We start from the raw sequence: 15,785 nt of genomic DNA, 5'->3' as shown, positions 1-15,785 counted from the left end.
GCTCCCCCTCACCCGGATTGCTCGCTTCGCTCGCAACCCGACCTCTCCCCGCGAGCGGGGAGAGGTTAAATCCCGCGCACCACGTCCCTGATCAACCCCAGCGTTTCCCCGATCATGTCCGCACTGACATCCAGATGCGTGCAGGCGCGGATGCGGCCGTCCATGGTGGCGAGCAGCACGCCTTTCGCGCGCAAGGCTTTCACCATGTTTGCACCGCTAATGCCTGCGCCCGCGGGATCGAAGAAGACGAGATTGGTCTCCGGCTGCTGCACGGCGATCCCGTCGATCTGGGCCAGTCCGCGCGCCAGCGCGTGCGCATTGGCGTGATCGTCAGCGAGGCGCTCGACGTGATGGTCCAGCGCGTGGATGCAGGCGGCGGCAACGATGCCGGCCTGGCGCATCGAGCCGCCCAATCCCTGCTTCCAGCGCCACACTGCATCAATGTAGTCGCGCGTGCCGGCGAGCACGGCTCCGATCGGCGCGCCGAGCCCCTTACTGAAATCGATCCACACCGAGTCCCAGCCGTCGGACATCCTGCTCGCACCGATACCGGTGGCGACGCAGGCATTCATCAGTCGCGCGCCATCCATATGCGTAGCAAGGCCGCGGTCACGCGCGATGGTGACGATCGCTTCGAGATCGGATTTCGACCAGATGGTGCCGCCGCCGATATTGGCAGTCTGTTCGACGCTGACCACGGTCTGCGCTGCCTCGTAGCGCGTGCGCGGATGCAATGCGGCGCGCAGTGCGTCGGGTGTGAATTTGCCGTCGGCGCCGTCGAGCCCGGTAATCTGGAAGCCGCCAAGAGCGGCATGGGTGCCGCCCTCGCGCGAGAGGATATGCGCGGTGCGATGCGCGAGGATCTCGTCGCCGGGCCGGCAATGCGCCAGCAGGCCGGCGACATTGCACATGGTACCCGATGGCATGAACACGGCGGCTTCCTTGCCGAGCAGTTCGGCGACGCGGTCGCAGAGCGCGTTGACGGTGGGATCGTCGCCGACCTGCTCATCGCCGACATCTGCCGCAGCCATCGCCGCGCGCATCGCGGGCGTGGGCTTCGTCTGTGTGTCGGACAGAAGGTTGATGCGAACCGGCGGCTGTGACGGATCGGGGCGAGCAGGGGTGAAGGGCATTGGGAATTCCACGTTATTACACACCACAAGCTACCCCGTCATTGCGAGCCCGCAAAATCGTCTTGCGATTTTGCTGAGCGAAGCAATCCAGAGTGAACGAGCGAAGGCTGGATTGCTTCGTCGCTACGCTAAGGGGAAAGTTGCATGCAACTTTCCTTGACCTCGCAATGACGGCTGATGGGACAGAGGCCAAACAAAAAAGGCCCCGGAAAATCCGGGGCCTTGATCTTGTCTGCGCTGTTAGAAATTAGCGCGAATAGAATTCGACGATCAGATGCGGTTCCATCTGCACGGCGAAAGGAACGTCCGACAGCTGCGGAATGCGGATGAACTTGGCGGTCATCTTGCTGTGGTCGGTTTCGACGTAATCTGGGGTGTCGCGTTCGCCGAGCTGGCTGGCTTCCAGAACGAAAGCGAGCTGCTTGGAGGATTCCTTGATCTCGATGACGTCGCCAACCTTCACGAGATAGCTCGCGATGTTGACGCGCTTGCCGTTCACCTTGATGTGGCCGTGGTTGATGAACTGACGGGCCGCAAACATGGTGGCGACGAACTTGGCGCGATACACGACGGTGTCGAGGCGGCGCTCGAGCAGGCCGATCAGGTTTTCACCGGTGTCGCCCTTGAGACGTCCGGCTTCCACATAGATGGAGTGGAACTGGCGCTCGGAGATGTTGGCGTAATAGCCCTTCAGCTTCTGCTTGGCGCGCAGCTGCGTGCCGAAGTCGGAGAGCTTGCCCTTGCGGCGCTGGCCGTGCTGGCCGGGGCCGTATTCACGCTTGTTGACCGGAGACTTGGGACGACCCCAAATGTTCTGGCCCATACGGCGGTCGATTTTATATTTAGCTTCACTACGCTTTGTCATCGCGTCCTCGATGTTCAATGGTCAATGTGAGGAGACGCGCCCTCCTGTGTACCGTGATCAGTCCAGAGTCTGGAAAATCTCGGCACCGACAGGTTCATTCCCAAAGCTGGGTGGAGAACCACGGGTGCGAAACGCTTCGCGGGCCGAAAACGGCCCGCGAGCAAGGCGGTTTCTAGGGTGAAGGCCCGGTTATGTCAATTGAAAGACGGGCTTTTTGCCGTTTTGCGGGCTTACAGCGCCAATCCGGCCAGTTTTGGCGCAAAATCGGCCTCGAAATGGCAGTTTCACCGCCTGATGCCTTCGAATCCGGCGGCGATTCCGCGCTGGAACAATGACCAGTCGAATCCCAGCGCCAGCGCCACATAGCCCCGCTCGATCATGGCGTTGCCCATATCGGCATTCAGCGCCGCGCCGCCCAGCGGCACGCCTGACTTGAGGATTCCCGCTTCGGCCTTTGCCACCAGCGCCTGCACCTCGGGATCGCCGGGCTGGCCGCGTTTGCCGATGGATGTGGCGAGGTCGCCGACGCCGATCACGGCGATGTCGATGCCCGGTGTGGCCATGATCTCGCCGATCCGGTTCACCGCATCGATATGCTCGATGGTGATCATGCAGATCATGCTGTCGTCGGCACGCGCCATATAGTCGGGCATGCCCACGTTCCAGCGGAACGGCGCGTGGAACGGTCCCCATAGCCGCTCGCCCTGGGTCGGATAGCGCAGGCTGCGCGCGGCCTTGTAGGCATCGTCGGCGCTGTTGATCATCGGGAAGTTGATGCCCATCGCGCCGAAATCCATCGGCGCTTTCGCCAGCCATGGCTCATTGGCGGCGATCCGCACCAGCGGCGTGCAGGGCGTGCCCGCGGTGGCCATGATCATCCCATGCGCCGTGTTGAGATCGATCGGGCCGTGTTCGAGGTCGACGATGATCCAGTCCAGCGTCTGCGCCATGATGCGCACGGTCTGGATCGACGGGATGGTAGCAATGGCCCCGAAAGTGGGGCGGCCCTCGCGCCATTTCTGCTTGAGATCGTGAAATGGCGCGGGGGTCGTCATCGTCACATGGGATCCTGTTATTTCGGCGCGGGCGTCGCCACTGGCTTGCCGTCTTCCACGACATAGACTGCCATGATCTTCAGGCCCTTGTCGCCGGTCTTCACGTCATGCGGAATCCCGGCCGGGACGGCATAGGAATCGCCGGCCTTGAGTGCCTGGTCCGGCTGGCCCTCGACGATCAGCGTCGCGTCGCCATCGAGAACGTAACCGGTATCGACACCCGGATGGGTATGGCGGCCGGCGAGCTGGTTCGGGCCGAGCTCAGCCACGACCGTCACGATGCGATGGCCGGCGGGATATTTGACGTCCTGCAGCGGCGTGCGCTTGATGCCTTGTGCACTGGCAGCACCGGCGCAGGCCGTGATCGCCGCGCCAACGAGCAGTGTCTTGAGAAGGCCATTCTTCAGAAAATTCGTATCGAGCATGCTGGTCTCCCTTTGCCGTTCTCTTTTCGGAACGGCGCGCCGCAAGGCTAGCAGCGCGCAAGGGAAAGTCGAGCGCTCGCTATGCCGCGACCTGTCCGCCGAAGAACGGCGCCAGTGCCTCCGGCCAGGCGTGGCGCTTGCCGGAGGTGTAGAGCAGCACGGCATCGCCGGGCGGCACGCCGGGCTGATGATCGCCGATCAGGCCGACCACGCGCCGTGCGATGGCGGGAGCCGGATCGATCCATGCCACCGGCCACGGCGCGATACGATTGAGATGGTCCAGCAACAGCGGGTAATGCGTACAGGCGAGCACGATCGTGTCGGTGCGGGCACCGGCGGCGTCCTGCACGAAGCAGGGCGCGATCTCGCGAAACAGATCGGCGTCGTCGATGCCTTGGCCGCCGAGTGCGCCTTCCGCCAGTGCGGCGAGTTCGGCGGAGCCGACCAGCGTGACGATGCAGCCGCCGCCGAATTCGCGGATCAGCGTCTGGGTATATTCGCGCTTCACGGTGCCTGACGTGCCGAGCACGGAGACGCGCTTGCTGACCGAGCGCGCGCAGGCCGGCTTGATCGCCGGCACGGTGCCGACAAAGGGCACGGCATAGGCGGCGCGCAGATGGCTGAGCACCAGCGTCGAGGCCGTGTTGCAGGCGATGACGACGAGGTCGGGCCGATGCGCAGCAATCAGCTCGCCCATCAGCGGCACCACGCGGCCGATCAGCGCCTCCTCGGTGTGCTGGCCGTAGGGAAAGAACGCGTCATCCGCCACATAGACATAGCGGGCATCCGGACGCGCCTTCGCGATCTCGCGCTGGACGGTGAGGCCGCCGAGACCGGAGTCGAACACAAGGATGGTGGGACGCGTGGGCATCATGAGAGCCTAGGGGAGGATGGTTACTGCGGAGTTGCTGCGGGTCTGGCAATCAAGACAGGGGCATTCGGGCTTTTTCGGGAAGGGCGGCGGTTCTTAACCTCTCCCCGTCCTTTTGTTCAGTCCGGACAGATCGCTGACAGGTGTTCGGAGACATAGTTGACACATTCAGATTGGCTGGAGTCCTCCTTTTCAGGAGGTTTCCATGCCATGGCGCGAGGTGTCGGCAATGGATCAACGGCGGGAGTTTGCCCTTTTGGCAATGCAGGAGGGCGTCAATCGGCGAGAACTGTGTCGGCGGTTCGGGATCAGCCCGCAGACCGGCTACAAATGGCTGGCGCGGGTCGAGGCCGGCGATGCGGAACTGGCCGATCGGTCGCGGCGACCGCTTGTCAGCCCACGACGCAGCAATATGGCAATCGAGACGCTGGTGCTTGCGGTGCGCGATGCCCATCCGGCCTGGGGCGCGCGCAAGATTGCGTACTGCCTGCAGCGTGACGGGATGACACCGCCGGCGATCTCCACCGTGCATGAGATCCTGCACCGCAACGGCCGCATTATCCTGCCGCCGGGCGGCGCAACACAGCCGCTGCAGCGCTTCGAGAAGGAGGCGCCCAACCAGCTATGGCAGATGGATTTCAAAGGGCGCATGCCGCTGGCCAACAACGCAGCATGCCATCCGCTCACCGTAATCGACGACCACTCGCGCTATGCACTTTGCATCCAGGCCTGCGCAAACGAACAGAGTGCAACCGTGCAGCAGCGGCTGATACAGACTTTCCGGCGCTATGGTCTGCCGGACGCGTTCTTCGTCGACAACGGCTCGCCTTGGGGCGACAGCGGCGGCTCGCGCTGGACTGCCCTGCGGGTCTGGTTGCTCAAGCTTGGCGTCGACACGATCTATGCAAGGCCGTTCCACCCGCAAAGCCGCGGCAAGAACGAACGCTTCCACCGTTCCCTCAAGGCCGAAGTATTCGCGGCACGCCGGTTCCGCGACTTTGCCGAACTACAGCGCGCTTTCGATACATGGCGCACCGTCTACAATCTGCAACGCCCCCACGAAGCACTCGGCATGGACGTTCCCGCTACCCGTTACAAACCCAGCACGCGGCCGATGCCCGACAAAATCGTCGAGGTCGAATATGCCAGCAATGACATCGTGCGCCGCGTCTCAGTCAATCCGCGCATCGACTTCAAGGGCCGGCGATGGCGCGTACCAAAAGCCTTTCGCGGCGAACGGCTGGCAATCCGCCCCTTGGACAGCGACGGCCACTACGGGATTTTCTTCGGCAGCCGGAAAGTCGCAGAAATCGACTTGACTGGCACAAAAAGTGTCAGTGATGTCTCCGAACAGGTGTCAACCATGTCTCCCGACTGAACACCTTTACGGGGAGAGGTCGCCCGGCGTAGCGCAGCGAAGCCGGGCGGGTGAGGGGCAAGGCACGCGGTCACCGCTTGTTGCGCTCTCTCGGATCGGAATCTTCGATCCGAAAACGATACGCTTAGGACAGGCCAATGCCTCGCCCCTCACCCCACCCCTCTCCCCGCGCAAGATGCGGGGAGAGGGAGCGCTCTCACGCATCTCGACCTGTTACACCGGCGCTAGCGGCTGCCGCGCTCCGGCCGGTAACTCGACCTCTATCGCGTCGCCCGCTGCCACTTCGCCATCGGCAACGACAACCGCCATCACCCCGGCCTTGCAGAGGACATTGCCATTCGCATCGCGATCCTGCGTCGCTGTCTTCAATCCTTGCTGAAAGCGGTCCATCAACACACAGGGTTCGCGCAATCCGGTAAGTTCGATCACGGCGGACTCGCCGAGATGCAGCCGCGTGCCGGTCGGTAGTGCTGCAAGGTCGATCCCCGATGTGGTGACATTCTCGCCGAGATCGCCGGGCTGGATCGTGAAACCCTTGGCGCTCAATTCGTCGAACAGTTCGGACGGGATCAGATGCACCTGGCGCAGGTTCGGCCTGGCAGGATCGCGGCGGCGATCGTAGCGATGCTGCACCAATGAGCCCATATGGCCGTCGCCTTCGACGCCGAGGCCGCTGAGCAGGCGGATGCTCAGGCTTGGCGTCTTGCTGAAGCGATGACCGCGCCGCAGACATACGGCGACGATGTAGCCAGTGGAATCCGTCCTCATGGTGAGGAGGCGCCGCTTCGGCGCCGTCTCGAACCATGGCGTGTGGCGCTCATCCTTCGAGACGCGACGAAGACGTCGCTCCTCAGGATGAGGTACCGAACACGCGCTTGAAGATCGTGTCCACATGCTTGAGGTGATAGCCGAGGTCGAACTTCTCGGAAATCTCGTCGTCGGTGAGATATTTCTTCACCTCGGGATCGTTCTTCAGCAGTGTCTGGAAGTCGCCTTCGCCGCGCCAGACCGGCATGGCGTTGCGCTGCACCAGCTTGTAGCTGTCTTCGCGCGACGCGCCCTTCTGCGTGAGTGCGATCAGCACGCGCTGTGAATGCACGAGGCCGCCGAGGCGGTCGAGATTCTTCTGCATGTTTTCCGGATAGACCAGCAGCTTCTCGATCACGCCGGCCATGCGGTTGAGCGCGAAGTCGAGCGTCACCGTGGCGTCAGGCCCGAACATGCGCTCGGCGGAGGAGTGCGAGATATCGCGCTCGTGCCACAGCACGACGTTTTCCAGCGCCGGTGTCACATAGGCGCGCACCATGCGGGCGAGGCCGGTGATGTTCTCGGTCAGCACCGGGTTGCGCTTGTGCGGCATCGCCGACGAGCCCTTCTGGCCCTCGGAGAAAAACTCCTCGGCTTCCAGCACCTCGGTGCGCTGCATGTGGCGGATTTCCACAGCCAAGCGCTCCATCGACGAGGCGATGACGCCGAGCGTCGCGAAGAACATCGCATGGCGGTCGCGCGGGATCACCTGGGTCGAGATCGGCTCCGGCACGAGACCCATCGCTTTCGCGACATGTTCTTCGACGCGCGGATCGATCTGCGCGAAGGTGCCGACAGCGCCGGAGATCGCGCAGGTGGCGACTTCCTTGCGCGCGGCGACGAGGCGCTCGCGGTTACGGGTGAATTCGGCATAGGCATAAGCGAGCTTGAGACCGAAAGTGACCGGCTCGGCATGGATGCCATGGGATCGGCCGATGGTCGGCGTCATCTTGTGCTCGAAGGCGCGGGTCTTCAGCGCGGCGAGCAGGCGGTCGATATCGGCGATCAGGATGTCGGCGCAGCGGGTGAGCTGCACGTTGAGGCAGGTGTCGAGGACATCCGATGACGTCATGCCCTGATGCACGAAGCGCGCCTCGGGGCCGACGATTTCGGCCAGATGGGTCAGGAAGGCGATGACGTCATGCTTGGTCTCGCGCTCGATCTCGTCGATGCGCTCCACATTGAAGGTGGCATCCTTGGCCTTGGCCCAGATCGTCTTCGCTGCGTCCTTCGGAATGGTGCCCAGTTCCGCCAGCGCATCGGCGGCATGCGCCTCGATCTCGAACCAGATCTTGAAGCGGGTCTGCGGCTCCCAAATGGAGGCCATTTCCGGACGGGTATAGCGAGGGATCATTGCGCACTCTGACGTTTGGGGGATTACGCCGCGCTTTAGCAGATCGGGGCGGGGGAGGCCACCTCGGAGAAGGGGGCTTGGCGCGAAACCGCCGACGATACCGCAAACATCCGGCATGGCACCCGGGCGGCGCAGTGTGGCTGGACACTAGGTTTACAATCCTGTATGATTATAGTCATAGGAAAGAAGGGTGGAGGTTGCAATGGAAATAATGCAGGAACTGGACGAGATCGATGGAACCCTAGCCCGCCTGAGGTACGAATTGTGCGGGCTCAAATTGGAATTGAAGTTTCGAAGGTTGATCAATCGGAAAGCTGGATTCGACCCCGGTCAGCCGCGGGACGCCCTTGGCATGAGGACCGATGGTAGTGGAGGTGCGTCAGTCGACGAGACGGGCGAAAATCAGGTATCTGCAACATTCGCAGATCTGGCAAGCGTTCCGCGGTTCGAGGAATTGCTCGGCGGAAATGGCAGTAATACGACTGAAGACTTCCTTCAAAATATAGCGGCCACGATTACGCAGGATACCGCACGAACGGGAATCCCGACTATCGACGAAACAACCGAGAAGCTATCGGCCGATTTAATCCGAGTTATGGATGGACTAGAATTTATCCCCGATCAAACGCCGCAAGCATACGGGATTGCGGTGCATGTGGCGTTTGCCACAAGGGTCAGGGCCGCCGACTATCCCGGGATTGGCGAGGACGGAGTTGAACAAAGCTTCCTTTTCAAGGAGGTCGTCGAATATGGCATTGCCGGCAGTATACGAACCGACGTAGCTTTGAGGGATGTAGGCGGTGACGTGATCGCGATCTACGACTTAAAGACCGGAGGCGCGGTACTGAGCGCATCAAGGGCCGATGAACTGAGAGCGCATACGGGGGCGTTGCCAAATACACCGGTTATTGAATTGAACTTTTTTCGTGGATCACGGCTAAAGCATGAGCAGATCGCGGAAAATTTTCGAGTTGATCCAGCCCCGCGCAACGGGGACGGTTGTGTGCGGGAATTATCTGATTATCAAGCCGAGCGTCTACGTCGCTCGCGGCTTTTTTCTCGACACCACGCCGCATAAGAATCAGATGAAGCTCTTCCGGGTGGTTATGCCATTGTATCGCCCGGGAGAATATTTCTCGCTCAATTATAGTAATACGATTTCTGGCGAACACGCCGGGTTATTTCTTGTCGACAGAAAAGCCTACGCTGAGTCTGCGTCAATCGTGCTCGATAAAATCAACCCGCATATCGAACCCCTAAGGAATCTTCACGGCCCCCGAGAGTTTCTTGGTTACATCTCCTGGATGGCGAGCAACCGCATGATGCCCGTTCGTCTCGATTTCGGGTTGACGCATTATTTGCTCGGCAACTTGCAGCAAGCGACCGACATCTTTCGCGGCATGGAACGGGATCTCGCCGACTACAAGCCGCAAAGACAGGACAGGTATCGGTCGGTGATTACGCAGGTTTTGGATCTGCTGGAAAACGACCCCGCAGCATTGCAACCACTGCTCGACACCTGGCGTGATGAGCAAATCGAGAAACTTGGACTGTCAGCAAGCGTAGTGCCGCCGCGGCTCCGACTGGTGCCTTGATCGGTCCGCGGCATTCTTTGCGCGATCCGCAGCGTCGGGAACCATCCTGGTCGTTCTGTCCGGGACCGAGTCATTCCGGAAAGTTGTTTCTCTCAGTCAGAATACAAGTGCCGACCTTTCATCCGTCATTCCGGGGCGCTCTTGCGCGGGCCCGGAATCCATAGACACGATGTCAGTTGCTGAGTGGGGCGTCTGGCCGTCGGCGCGATCGCCAACCAATAGGAATGCTCGCGTAGCATCTGAAACAAGGCGATCCCAAAGCAGGAATGCTATTTCAGCAGCAACTTCGTCGTCACCGCCATGAACCGTCGGTTCGGCCCGGCGTGAAACTGGTCGGCGTCCACGGTCTCGACCAGCACAGCCAGCGTCTGCGTGCCGTCCTTGGCCTGGTGATGATAGACATCGGCAATCCCGTAGGCCGTCACACAGCGGCGGCGCCTTGGCAGTTGCTTGTCCTGTTGCAGGGTGACGGGCGCGGCGCCGTCGATGCTCAGTTGCAGTGTCATGCCGGTGACGATGACGCTGCCATAGGTGCCGCGGCCGCCGGCGCCATAACATGACGCTTTGCCGAGCGCCTGATCGGAGAGCGTCAGAAGCAACTTGCGGCCGTCCGGCAAAGTGATGGCCTGCGTGGTGGCGAGCGGCTTCGGGTCCATCTGATAGATGCCGATCTCGTCGAGATCCATCGATGGCTTGCCGGCGAAACGCGTGCCGGGCTCGGTGATACCAAGCTTGCCCAGCAGCGGTTTGGCCTTGGCCATCAGCTCGGCGCGCACGGCATCCACTTCGCGCTCGTCATCGTCTTTGGTGCGAAGGGAGAAGGGCGTACCCTTCGCAAAGTCGTCGGTGCGCGTGTCGATCACCTGGATCTCGGCGACGATCTCGGTCGCATCATAGAGCTGCGTATAGTGCTCGAAGGCGAAATGCGCGCCGTCCGGCGAGAAGCCGATCACTTTGCGGGCGGCAGCGTCGCCGGCCTGCGCCGTGCCGAGCAAGGCGAGCGAGAGCAGGGGAACGAGCAGGAGGCGGTGAAAGCCGGCGATTGAATGCTGTGTCATCCCGGTTGGTCGCGCGACACGGAGCAAAGTTCATGCGCATATTGGTCTTCGCAGGTGTTGACAACATTCCTTTAAGGATTATTATCCGAATTGTCCGGTTCGCGAGGGGCACTTCTAGAGGCGTCTTGAGGTGGAACAGGGATGCGGCGCCTGCGGGCGGGAGGAAGACGTTTCCTCACGCACTCGGGAGGCCTTGGGTCACCGTCCGGCCCCACTACGGGGGTCTGCCACTCATGCTGGCTGGACGTGGCATTGGTGAACGGCGGGAAACCGTCGGGATCAGCGGAGTGCGGAGCTCTGCGCCTTTGCCCGGAAGAACGGTCCCGGGGACAGAAATCGCCGCGGTGGCGCGCCGTGAGGCGTTGCGCGGTTGCAGCTTGCCGGCGTTCCGGCGGAGCGGATCGCGACAGAAACCACCCCTTGCGCCTCACGGCGCGCTGCCACCCCTCATCGTTGAGGGGGACTGCTCACACCTCGGACGCGCAAGCGCCGCGAGAATGCGAGAGCGTGGCTGTTTGATATTTGGATCGGGAGAAGCGACTACACCATCTCGCCGCGGGCATTCGCTGCCGCCGCGCGGATGCCGTCGATATTCGCCTTGTAGCTTTCCACGGTGCCGCCCTTGAATACGGCCGAGCCGGCGACGAAGGCATTGGCACCTGCTGCGGCGAGTTGCCCGGCGACTGCAGCGGACACGCCGCCATCGACTTCAATGTCGATCGGACGGCCCGCGGTCATCGCGCGCAGGTCCGAGATCTTGCCGAGCGCGGACGGAATGAACGCCTGGCCGCCGAAGCCGGGATTGACCGACATCACCAGCACGAGATCGACGAGATCGATCACATATTCGATGGCCGAGAGCGGCGTGCCGGGATTGAGCGAGACGCCGGCCTTCTTGCCGAGCGCGCGGATCGCCTGCAGCGAGCGATGCAGATGCGGGCCCGCCTCGGCGTGGACGGTGATGTGATCGCAGCCGGCCTTGGCGAAGGCTTCGAGATAGGGATCGCATGGTGCGATCATCAGATGCGCGTCGAAGATCTTTGTCGTGTGCGGGCGCATCGCCTTGATGACGTCGGGGCCGTAGGAAATGTTCGGCACGAAATGGCCGTCCATGACGTCGAGATGCATCCAGTCGGCGCCGGCGGTATCCACGGCGCGGACCTCTTCGCCAAGCCTCGCGAAATCAGCCGCCAGGATGGACGGGGCGATCACCAGCGGGCGGGGCGTGAAGCTCTGGGACATCGGGGTTTCCTGGGGTTTCCTGAACATTTTTGGGCGGCGGCGAATGGACCGCCTCGCGTAACATGGGGCCGGGGGACGGGCAACGCTCGCGGCAAATCGGCAAGTTCTGCCGCGGCGGCATGATTTGCCGGGACATGTGCGCGCGGCCGTCGCTACGGGCCATTGTTTTCTCGACGTTTTTTCGCTGGCACGCGGCTTGCTGAAATCCTTGCAAGGAATTGCGCCGCGGATGCGGCATGAGCAGGAGACACGCGATGTTGCAGGCCCTCGGTCTTGCCTCGTCCGCACTGGATGCGCTTCAGGCGCTGACGTCGAAGAAGACCGCTGCGTCGAAGCCGACCACCGGCCTCACGCAGCAATCGGCGGCGAGCGTTTTCAACGTTGCCGGCAGCGCCTCGCAGACCAGTTCATCGACATCCTCCACATCGAGCGCCAGCTCGTCATCCTCGACATCGATCTCGGCGAGCACGATGAGCGCGCTGCTGGATGCGCAGAGCCAGTCGGTGTCGTCGTCTTCGAAGAGCCGGTCGGACGCGCTGAAGAGCCTGTTTGCGCAGCTCGACGGCGACGGCAGCGGCGGCATCAGCAAGGCGGAATTCGAGGACAAGCTCGGCGCCGGTGGCACCAATGTGGAGAATGCCGACAAGGTGTTTGCCAAGCTCGACAAGGATGGCGACGGGTCGGTCAGCCAGGACGAACTGGGTTCGGCGTTGAAAGGCTCCGGCAAGGGACATCACGCCGGTGGCGGTGGTGGATCTGGTAGTGGCTCCGACACTGCCGGCTCGACCACAACGACCACGGTGAATGCCGATGGCAGCACTACGACGTCTATCGCCTATGCGGACGGATCGACGGTGAGTTCGACCACAGCCGTCCCGGCGTCGTCCACGTCATCAACCGCAAGCTCGTCCTATAACGCGATCGAAAAGATGATCGCGCGTCAGGCGCAGCAGATCTCAAACGCGAAGTCGACGCTGGCGATCAGCGCCTGATCTGCGCTCTGACCCCGAACGCGCCAGTTCGCGATAGGCGAAGCGATCACGAATACGGTGATTGAAGAACGCGCCGCGTGACGCGGCGCTGCTGAAGGCCGCGTGCACTTCCGGCGGCACCTGCGCATAAGCATACCGGCGGCCGCTGGTGAAGGTGACACGCAATTCGCGGCTCACCGGATCATAAGTGACATGTCGAATCGCAGTCGACGGCATCGCAATCCTCCGAATGTCTCCCGGATAGAAACGATTACCGGAGCGATTGGTTGCGCAGCGAGGACCTAGTTCCGGTCGCGAAACGCCGGAAGCGCCGGACAACGGCGCGAGCTGTCGCGTCATACACTCGATGCGCGAGGGCGCGGGTGATGACGTGACCGGCCGACATGATCGGCATATCAACGTCACACGCGGAAGATGTCGATCGAGCCAGATGCTTATCCTGATTTTGATATGCCACCCCTTCTGAAACGAGGGGGCTCAACACCTATCAAATTGGTTTCCGATGTGATCCACAGCGTGCAGGAGGAAAACGGTGTGCGACGTGCGCAATCGAAAAAATAACAACAGTCGATAGCGCGCGTTTTGGAAACGTTACAGGTTTGGAGCTGGACGAGTGAAGGAAGTGAATGGTGGCTGGAGGAGCAAGGTATTGCTCGTCTTGCTTGGGGTGCTGTTTGCCGTGGCTGGCATTGCGTTTATCTGGGGTGGCGCAGTTCTCATCTCGCGTAGTGGAAGTTGGTATTATCTGATCGCCGGTCTCGCGCTTTGCGGCGTCGGGGCTGGTTTGATTCTCGGCAGGCTTTTTGTTCTGCCTTTATATGCAGTGCTATTCGTCGCGTCCGCGATCTGGGCTGTCTGGGAGAGCGGATTCGAATTCTGGCCGCTTTTCGCGCGTCTCTTCATCTTCCTCGCCGCGGCGTTCGCCCTCGCGCTCGTGACGCCGCTCCTGCGCGGGCGCGCTGGTTTGCCACGCGCGATTGGCAAGAGCTTCACCGTTGCGGGCGGCCTGCTGGTGCTGATCATCGCCTCGGTCGCCGGCATGTTCGTCGATCGCACCGAAACCTTCGCGTCTGCAGAGACGGGCAAGGTCGCTGTCACGGCGGACAGTGAGCAGAAGAACTGGGACAACTGGGGCAACAATCCCGGAGGCGAGCGTTTTGCCGCGCTGGACCAGATCAATCGCAGCAACGTCAACAAGCTGAAGGTCGCCTGGACGTTCCGCACCGGCGACATCGCAGACAATGACGCTTCAGGCCTCGGCTCGGAAGACCAGCAAACGCCGATGCAGATCGGCAGCTCGGTCTATCTCTGCACGCCGCACAACAACGTCATCGCGCTCGACGCCGATACAGGCAAAGAGAAATGGCGCACCGTCATCAATGCGCGCCACACCCGCTGGATGCGTTGCCGTGGCCTGGCCTATATCGACCTGAGCGGCAAGGACTCCAATCGCGGTCAGTCGGCGAGCCTGACCCAGACAGGCGACGCTTCCGGCACCGTCTGCACGCGACGCCTCTTCACCAACACGATCACGGGTCAGCTTATTGCCATCGATGCAGATACGGGCGCGTTTTGCCCCGGCTTCGGCGATAACGGCCGGGTCAATCTGCTGGATGGTCTGGGTAAGGCACCGACGGGCGTCTACAAGGTTACCTCGGCGCCGACGCTTGCGGGCGATGTCCTCGTGCTCGGCGGCTTCGTCACCGACAACCTGGCGATCGACGTGCCATCGGGCGTCATCCGCGCCTACGACGTGGCGACCGGCAAGCAGCGCTGGGCGTTCGATGCCGGCAATCCCGCGGTCAAGGGCGCACCGACGGCGGATCAGGCCTATACGCGCGGCTCGCCCAATTCCTGGGCCCCGATGTCCTATGACCCGAAGCTCAATCTGGTCTTCGTGCCGATGGGCAACGCAGCTCCCGACCTGTGGGGCGGCAACCGCACGCCGGAGATGGAGAAATATGCCTCTTCGGTCGTTGCACTCGACGCAGCCACGGGTGAAGTCCGCTGGTCGTTCCAGAGCGTCCATCACGACCTCTGGGACTTCGACGTCCCGATGCAGCCGACGCTGACAGACTTCCCGAATGCCAGTGGTGCGGCGACGCCGGCCGTCGTCTTTGGCACCAAGCATGGCCAGATATTCGTGCTGGACCGTGCCACGGGCAAGCCGCTGACCAAGGTCGAGGAAGTGCCGGCTCCGGCGGGCAACCTGAAGGGCGAGCGCTATTCGCCCACGCAGCCGCTGTCCACCGGCATGCCGGAGATCGGCAGGTCCACATTGACCGAAGCCGACATGTGGGGCGTGACGCCGTTCGATCAGCTACTGTGCCGTATTGAGTTCAAGGGCTACAAGCATATCGGCCTGTTCGATCCGCCGTCTGCAGAGCAGTGGCAGTTGCAGTATCCCGGCTCGCTGGGTGGCCTGAACTGGGGCAGCATCTCGGTCGATCCGACCAGCAATACACTGTTCCTGAACGACATGCGGCTCGGTCTGTGGCAGCGCGCCTTCGAGCGCAAGGAAGGTGAGAAGATTCTGCCAGGTGCCGTGCCGATGACCGGTGCGCCGTACTGGATCATGAAGGACCGCTTCCTCTCGGCCCTCAAAGTGCCGTGTCAGAAGCCGCCTTTCGGCACCATGACGGCGGTGGATCTGAAGACGCAGAAGATCGCGTGGCAGAAGCCGATCGGCACCGTGCAAGACACCGGCCCGCTCGGCCTGAAGATGGGCCTCCCGGTGCCGATCGGGATGCCGACCATCGGCGGCTCGATGGCAACCCAGGGCGGCTTGGTCTTCTTCGCCGCCACGCTCGACTACTATCTGCGCGCCATCGACAGCGCGACCGGCAAGGAGCTCTGGAAGGGCCGCTTGCCGGTCGGCAGCCAGGCGACGCCGATCAGCTACAAGTCACCGGCGACGGGCAAGCAATATGTGCTCATCACCGCCGGCGGCGCGCGCCAGTCCATCGAGCGGGGCGACCACGTGGTAGCTTACACCTTGGCTGACTGACCA

The 15,785-nt window shown here is 62.2% G+C and carries 15 protein-coding genes; 5 read left to right on the top strand and 10 right to left on the bottom strand.

Annotation, left to right across the window (positions count from 1 at the left end; translation table 11 throughout):
- Positions 1 to 65: 65 nt before the first annotated feature.
- The 5 genes from AB8B20_RS09215 to murI form a co-directional block, all read right to left on the bottom strand.
- Positions 66 to 1,133, bottom strand: coding sequence for a threonine aldolase family protein (locus tag AB8B20_RS09215; protein ID WP_439072341.1), 1,068 nt, complete (start codon positions 1,131 to 1,133; stop codon positions 66 to 68).
- Positions 1,134 to 1,380: 247 nt separating this feature from the next.
- Positions 1,381 to 1,998: a 30S ribosomal protein S4 gene (gene rpsD, locus AB8B20_RS09210; RefSeq protein ID WP_089265666.1), complete on the bottom strand. Its 618-nt coding sequence runs from the start codon at positions 1,996 to 1,998 to the stop codon at positions 1,381 to 1,383.
- A gap of 284 nt (positions 1,999 to 2,282) precedes the next feature.
- The gene (locus AB8B20_RS09205) at positions 2,283 to 3,053 is read right to left on the bottom strand and encodes an HpcH/HpaI aldolase family protein (protein ID WP_439073051.1); all 771 of its coding nucleotides are present in this window, start codon (positions 3,051 to 3,053) and stop codon (positions 2,283 to 2,285) included.
- 17 nt (positions 3,054 to 3,070) lie between these two features.
- Positions 3,071 to 3,478, bottom strand: coding sequence for a cupin domain-containing protein (locus tag AB8B20_RS09200; RefSeq protein ID WP_093756467.1), 408 nt, complete (start codon positions 3,476 to 3,478; stop codon positions 3,071 to 3,073).
- 79 nt (positions 3,479 to 3,557) lie between these two features.
- Entirely contained in the window at positions 3,558 to 4,349 is a 792-nt protein-coding gene (gene murI, locus AB8B20_RS09195) for a glutamate racemase (RefSeq protein ID WP_092147210.1), read from the bottom strand.
- Between the two features lie 205 nt (positions 4,350 to 4,554).
- Here murI and AB8B20_RS09190 point away from each other — a divergent pair, with 205 nt between their 5' ends.
- Complete coding sequence (locus AB8B20_RS09190) at positions 4,555 to 5,727, top strand: IS481 family transposase (protein ID WP_439072339.1); 1,173 nt, start codon at positions 4,555 to 4,557, stop codon at positions 5,725 to 5,727.
- A 213-nt stretch (positions 5,728 to 5,940) separates the two neighbouring features.
- Here the strand turns inward: AB8B20_RS09190 and AB8B20_RS09185 are convergent, their stop codons facing one another.
- Both AB8B20_RS09185 and purB read right to left on the bottom strand, forming a co-directional pair.
- Entirely contained in the window at positions 5,941 to 6,495 is a 555-nt protein-coding gene (locus AB8B20_RS09185) for an MOSC domain-containing protein (RefSeq protein WP_439072338.1), read from the bottom strand.
- Positions 6,496 to 6,577: 82 nt separating this feature from the next.
- The gene (gene purB / locus AB8B20_RS09180) at positions 6,578 to 7,888 is read right to left on the bottom strand and encodes an adenylosuccinate lyase (RefSeq protein WP_439072337.1); all 1,311 of its coding nucleotides are present in this window, start codon (positions 7,886 to 7,888) and stop codon (positions 6,578 to 6,580) included.
- A gap of 202 nt (positions 7,889 to 8,090) precedes the next feature.
- On the opposite strand from purB, the gene AB8B20_RS09175 reads away from it, so the two are divergent.
- Positions 8,091 to 8,966 (top strand): hypothetical protein, encoded by an 876-nt coding sequence (locus AB8B20_RS09175; RefSeq protein ID WP_439072336.1) that lies wholly within the window; start codon positions 8,091 to 8,093, stop codon positions 8,964 to 8,966.
- Between the two features lie 7 nt (positions 8,967 to 8,973).
- Positions 8,974 to 9,483 carry a hypothetical protein gene (locus AB8B20_RS09170; protein ID WP_120292740.1) on the top strand — a complete coding sequence of 170 codons (510 nt, stop codon included), beginning with the start codon at positions 8,974 to 8,976 and terminating at the stop codon, positions 9,481 to 9,483.
- 269 nt (positions 9,484 to 9,752) lie between these two features.
- Here the strand turns inward: AB8B20_RS09170 and AB8B20_RS09165 are convergent, their stop codons facing one another.
- A complete protein-coding gene (locus tag AB8B20_RS09165; protein WP_439072335.1) occupies positions 9,753 to 10,541 on the bottom strand; it encodes a DUF2259 domain-containing protein in 789 nt (262 codons plus the stop codon).
- A 540-nt stretch (positions 10,542 to 11,081) separates the two neighbouring features.
- Positions 11,082 to 11,783 (bottom strand): ribulose-phosphate 3-epimerase, encoded by a 702-nt coding sequence (gene rpe / locus AB8B20_RS09160; RefSeq protein ID WP_439072334.1) that lies wholly within the window; start codon positions 11,781 to 11,783, stop codon positions 11,082 to 11,084.
- A 254-nt stretch (positions 11,784 to 12,037) separates the two neighbouring features.
- Here rpe and AB8B20_RS09155 point away from each other — a divergent pair, with 254 nt between their 5' ends.
- Complete coding sequence (locus AB8B20_RS09155) at positions 12,038 to 12,775, top strand: EF-hand domain-containing protein (protein ID WP_439072333.1); 738 nt, start codon at positions 12,038 to 12,040, stop codon at positions 12,773 to 12,775.
- On the opposite strand, the gene AB8B20_RS09150 is transcribed toward AB8B20_RS09155, so the two are convergent.
- On the bottom strand, positions 12,740 to 12,991 hold the full coding sequence (locus AB8B20_RS09150) for a KTSC domain-containing protein (RefSeq protein ID WP_439072332.1): 252 nt from the start codon (positions 12,989 to 12,991) through the stop codon (positions 12,740 to 12,742). The two genes, AB8B20_RS09155 and AB8B20_RS09150, sit on opposite strands and share 36 nt — an antisense overlap.
- 397 nt (positions 12,992 to 13,388) lie before the next feature.
- Between AB8B20_RS09150 and AB8B20_RS09145 the strand changes: the two genes are divergently transcribed.
- Positions 13,389 to 15,782 (top strand): membrane-bound PQQ-dependent dehydrogenase, glucose/quinate/shikimate family, encoded by a 2,394-nt coding sequence (locus AB8B20_RS09145; protein ID WP_439072331.1) that lies wholly within the window; start codon positions 13,389 to 13,391, stop codon positions 15,780 to 15,782.
- Positions 15,783 to 15,785: the final 3 nt, after the last annotated feature.

Source organism: Tardiphaga sp. 866_E4_N1_4 (assembly GCF_052076075.1).
GTDB classification, from domain to species: Bacteria; Pseudomonadota; Alphaproteobacteria; order Rhizobiales; family Xanthobacteraceae; genus Tardiphaga; species Tardiphaga robiniae.
This window is presented reverse-complemented; position numbering and strand designations above follow the sequence as displayed.

Excerpts from the sequence above, each read along its gene's own strand:
- AB8B20_RS09205 (WP_439073051.1), bottom strand. The coding sequence starts at position 3,053 with ATGACGACCCCCGCGCCATTTCACGATCTCAAGCAGAAATGGCGCGAG.
- AB8B20_RS09215 (WP_439072341.1), bottom strand. The coding sequence starts at position 1,133 with ATGCCCTTCACCCCTGCTCGCCCCGATCCGTCACAGCCGCCGGTTCGC.
- AB8B20_RS09175 (WP_439072336.1), top strand. The coding sequence starts at position 8,091 with ATGGAAATAATGCAGGAACTGGACGAGATCGATGGAACCCTAGCCCGC.
- AB8B20_RS09165 (WP_439072335.1), bottom strand. The coding sequence starts at position 10,541 with ATGACACAGCATTCAATCGCCGGCTTTCACCGCCTCCTGCTCGTTCCC.
- AB8B20_RS09200 (WP_093756467.1), bottom strand. The coding sequence starts at position 3,478 with ATGCTCGATACGAATTTTCTGAAGAATGGCCTTCTCAAGACACTGCTC.
- purB (WP_439072337.1), bottom strand. The coding sequence starts at position 7,888 with ATGATCCCTCGCTATACCCGTCCGGAAATGGCCTCCATTTGGGAGCCG.
- murI (WP_092147210.1), bottom strand. The coding sequence starts at position 4,349 with ATGCCCACGCGTCCCACCATCCTTGTGTTCGACTCCGGTCTCGGCGGC.
- AB8B20_RS09170 (WP_120292740.1), top strand. The coding sequence starts at position 8,974 with ATGAAGCTCTTCCGGGTGGTTATGCCATTGTATCGCCCGGGAGAATAT.
- rpsD (WP_089265666.1), bottom strand. The coding sequence starts at position 1,998 with ATGACAAAGCGTAGTGAAGCTAAATATAAAATCGACCGCCGTATGGGC.
- rpe (WP_439072334.1), bottom strand. The coding sequence starts at position 11,783 with ATGTCCCAGAGCTTCACGCCCCGCCCGCTGGTGATCGCCCCGTCCATC.
- AB8B20_RS09190 (WP_439072339.1), top strand. The coding sequence starts at position 4,555 with ATGCCATGGCGCGAGGTGTCGGCAATGGATCAACGGCGGGAGTTTGCC.
- AB8B20_RS09150 (WP_439072332.1), bottom strand. The coding sequence starts at position 12,991 with ATGCCGTCGACTGCGATTCGACATGTCACTTATGATCCGGTGAGCCGC.
- AB8B20_RS09155 (WP_439072333.1), top strand. The coding sequence starts at position 12,038 with ATGTTGCAGGCCCTCGGTCTTGCCTCGTCCGCACTGGATGCGCTTCAG.
- AB8B20_RS09185 (WP_439072338.1), bottom strand. The coding sequence starts at position 6,495 with ATGAGGACGGATTCCACTGGCTACATCGTCGCCGTATGTCTGCGGCGC.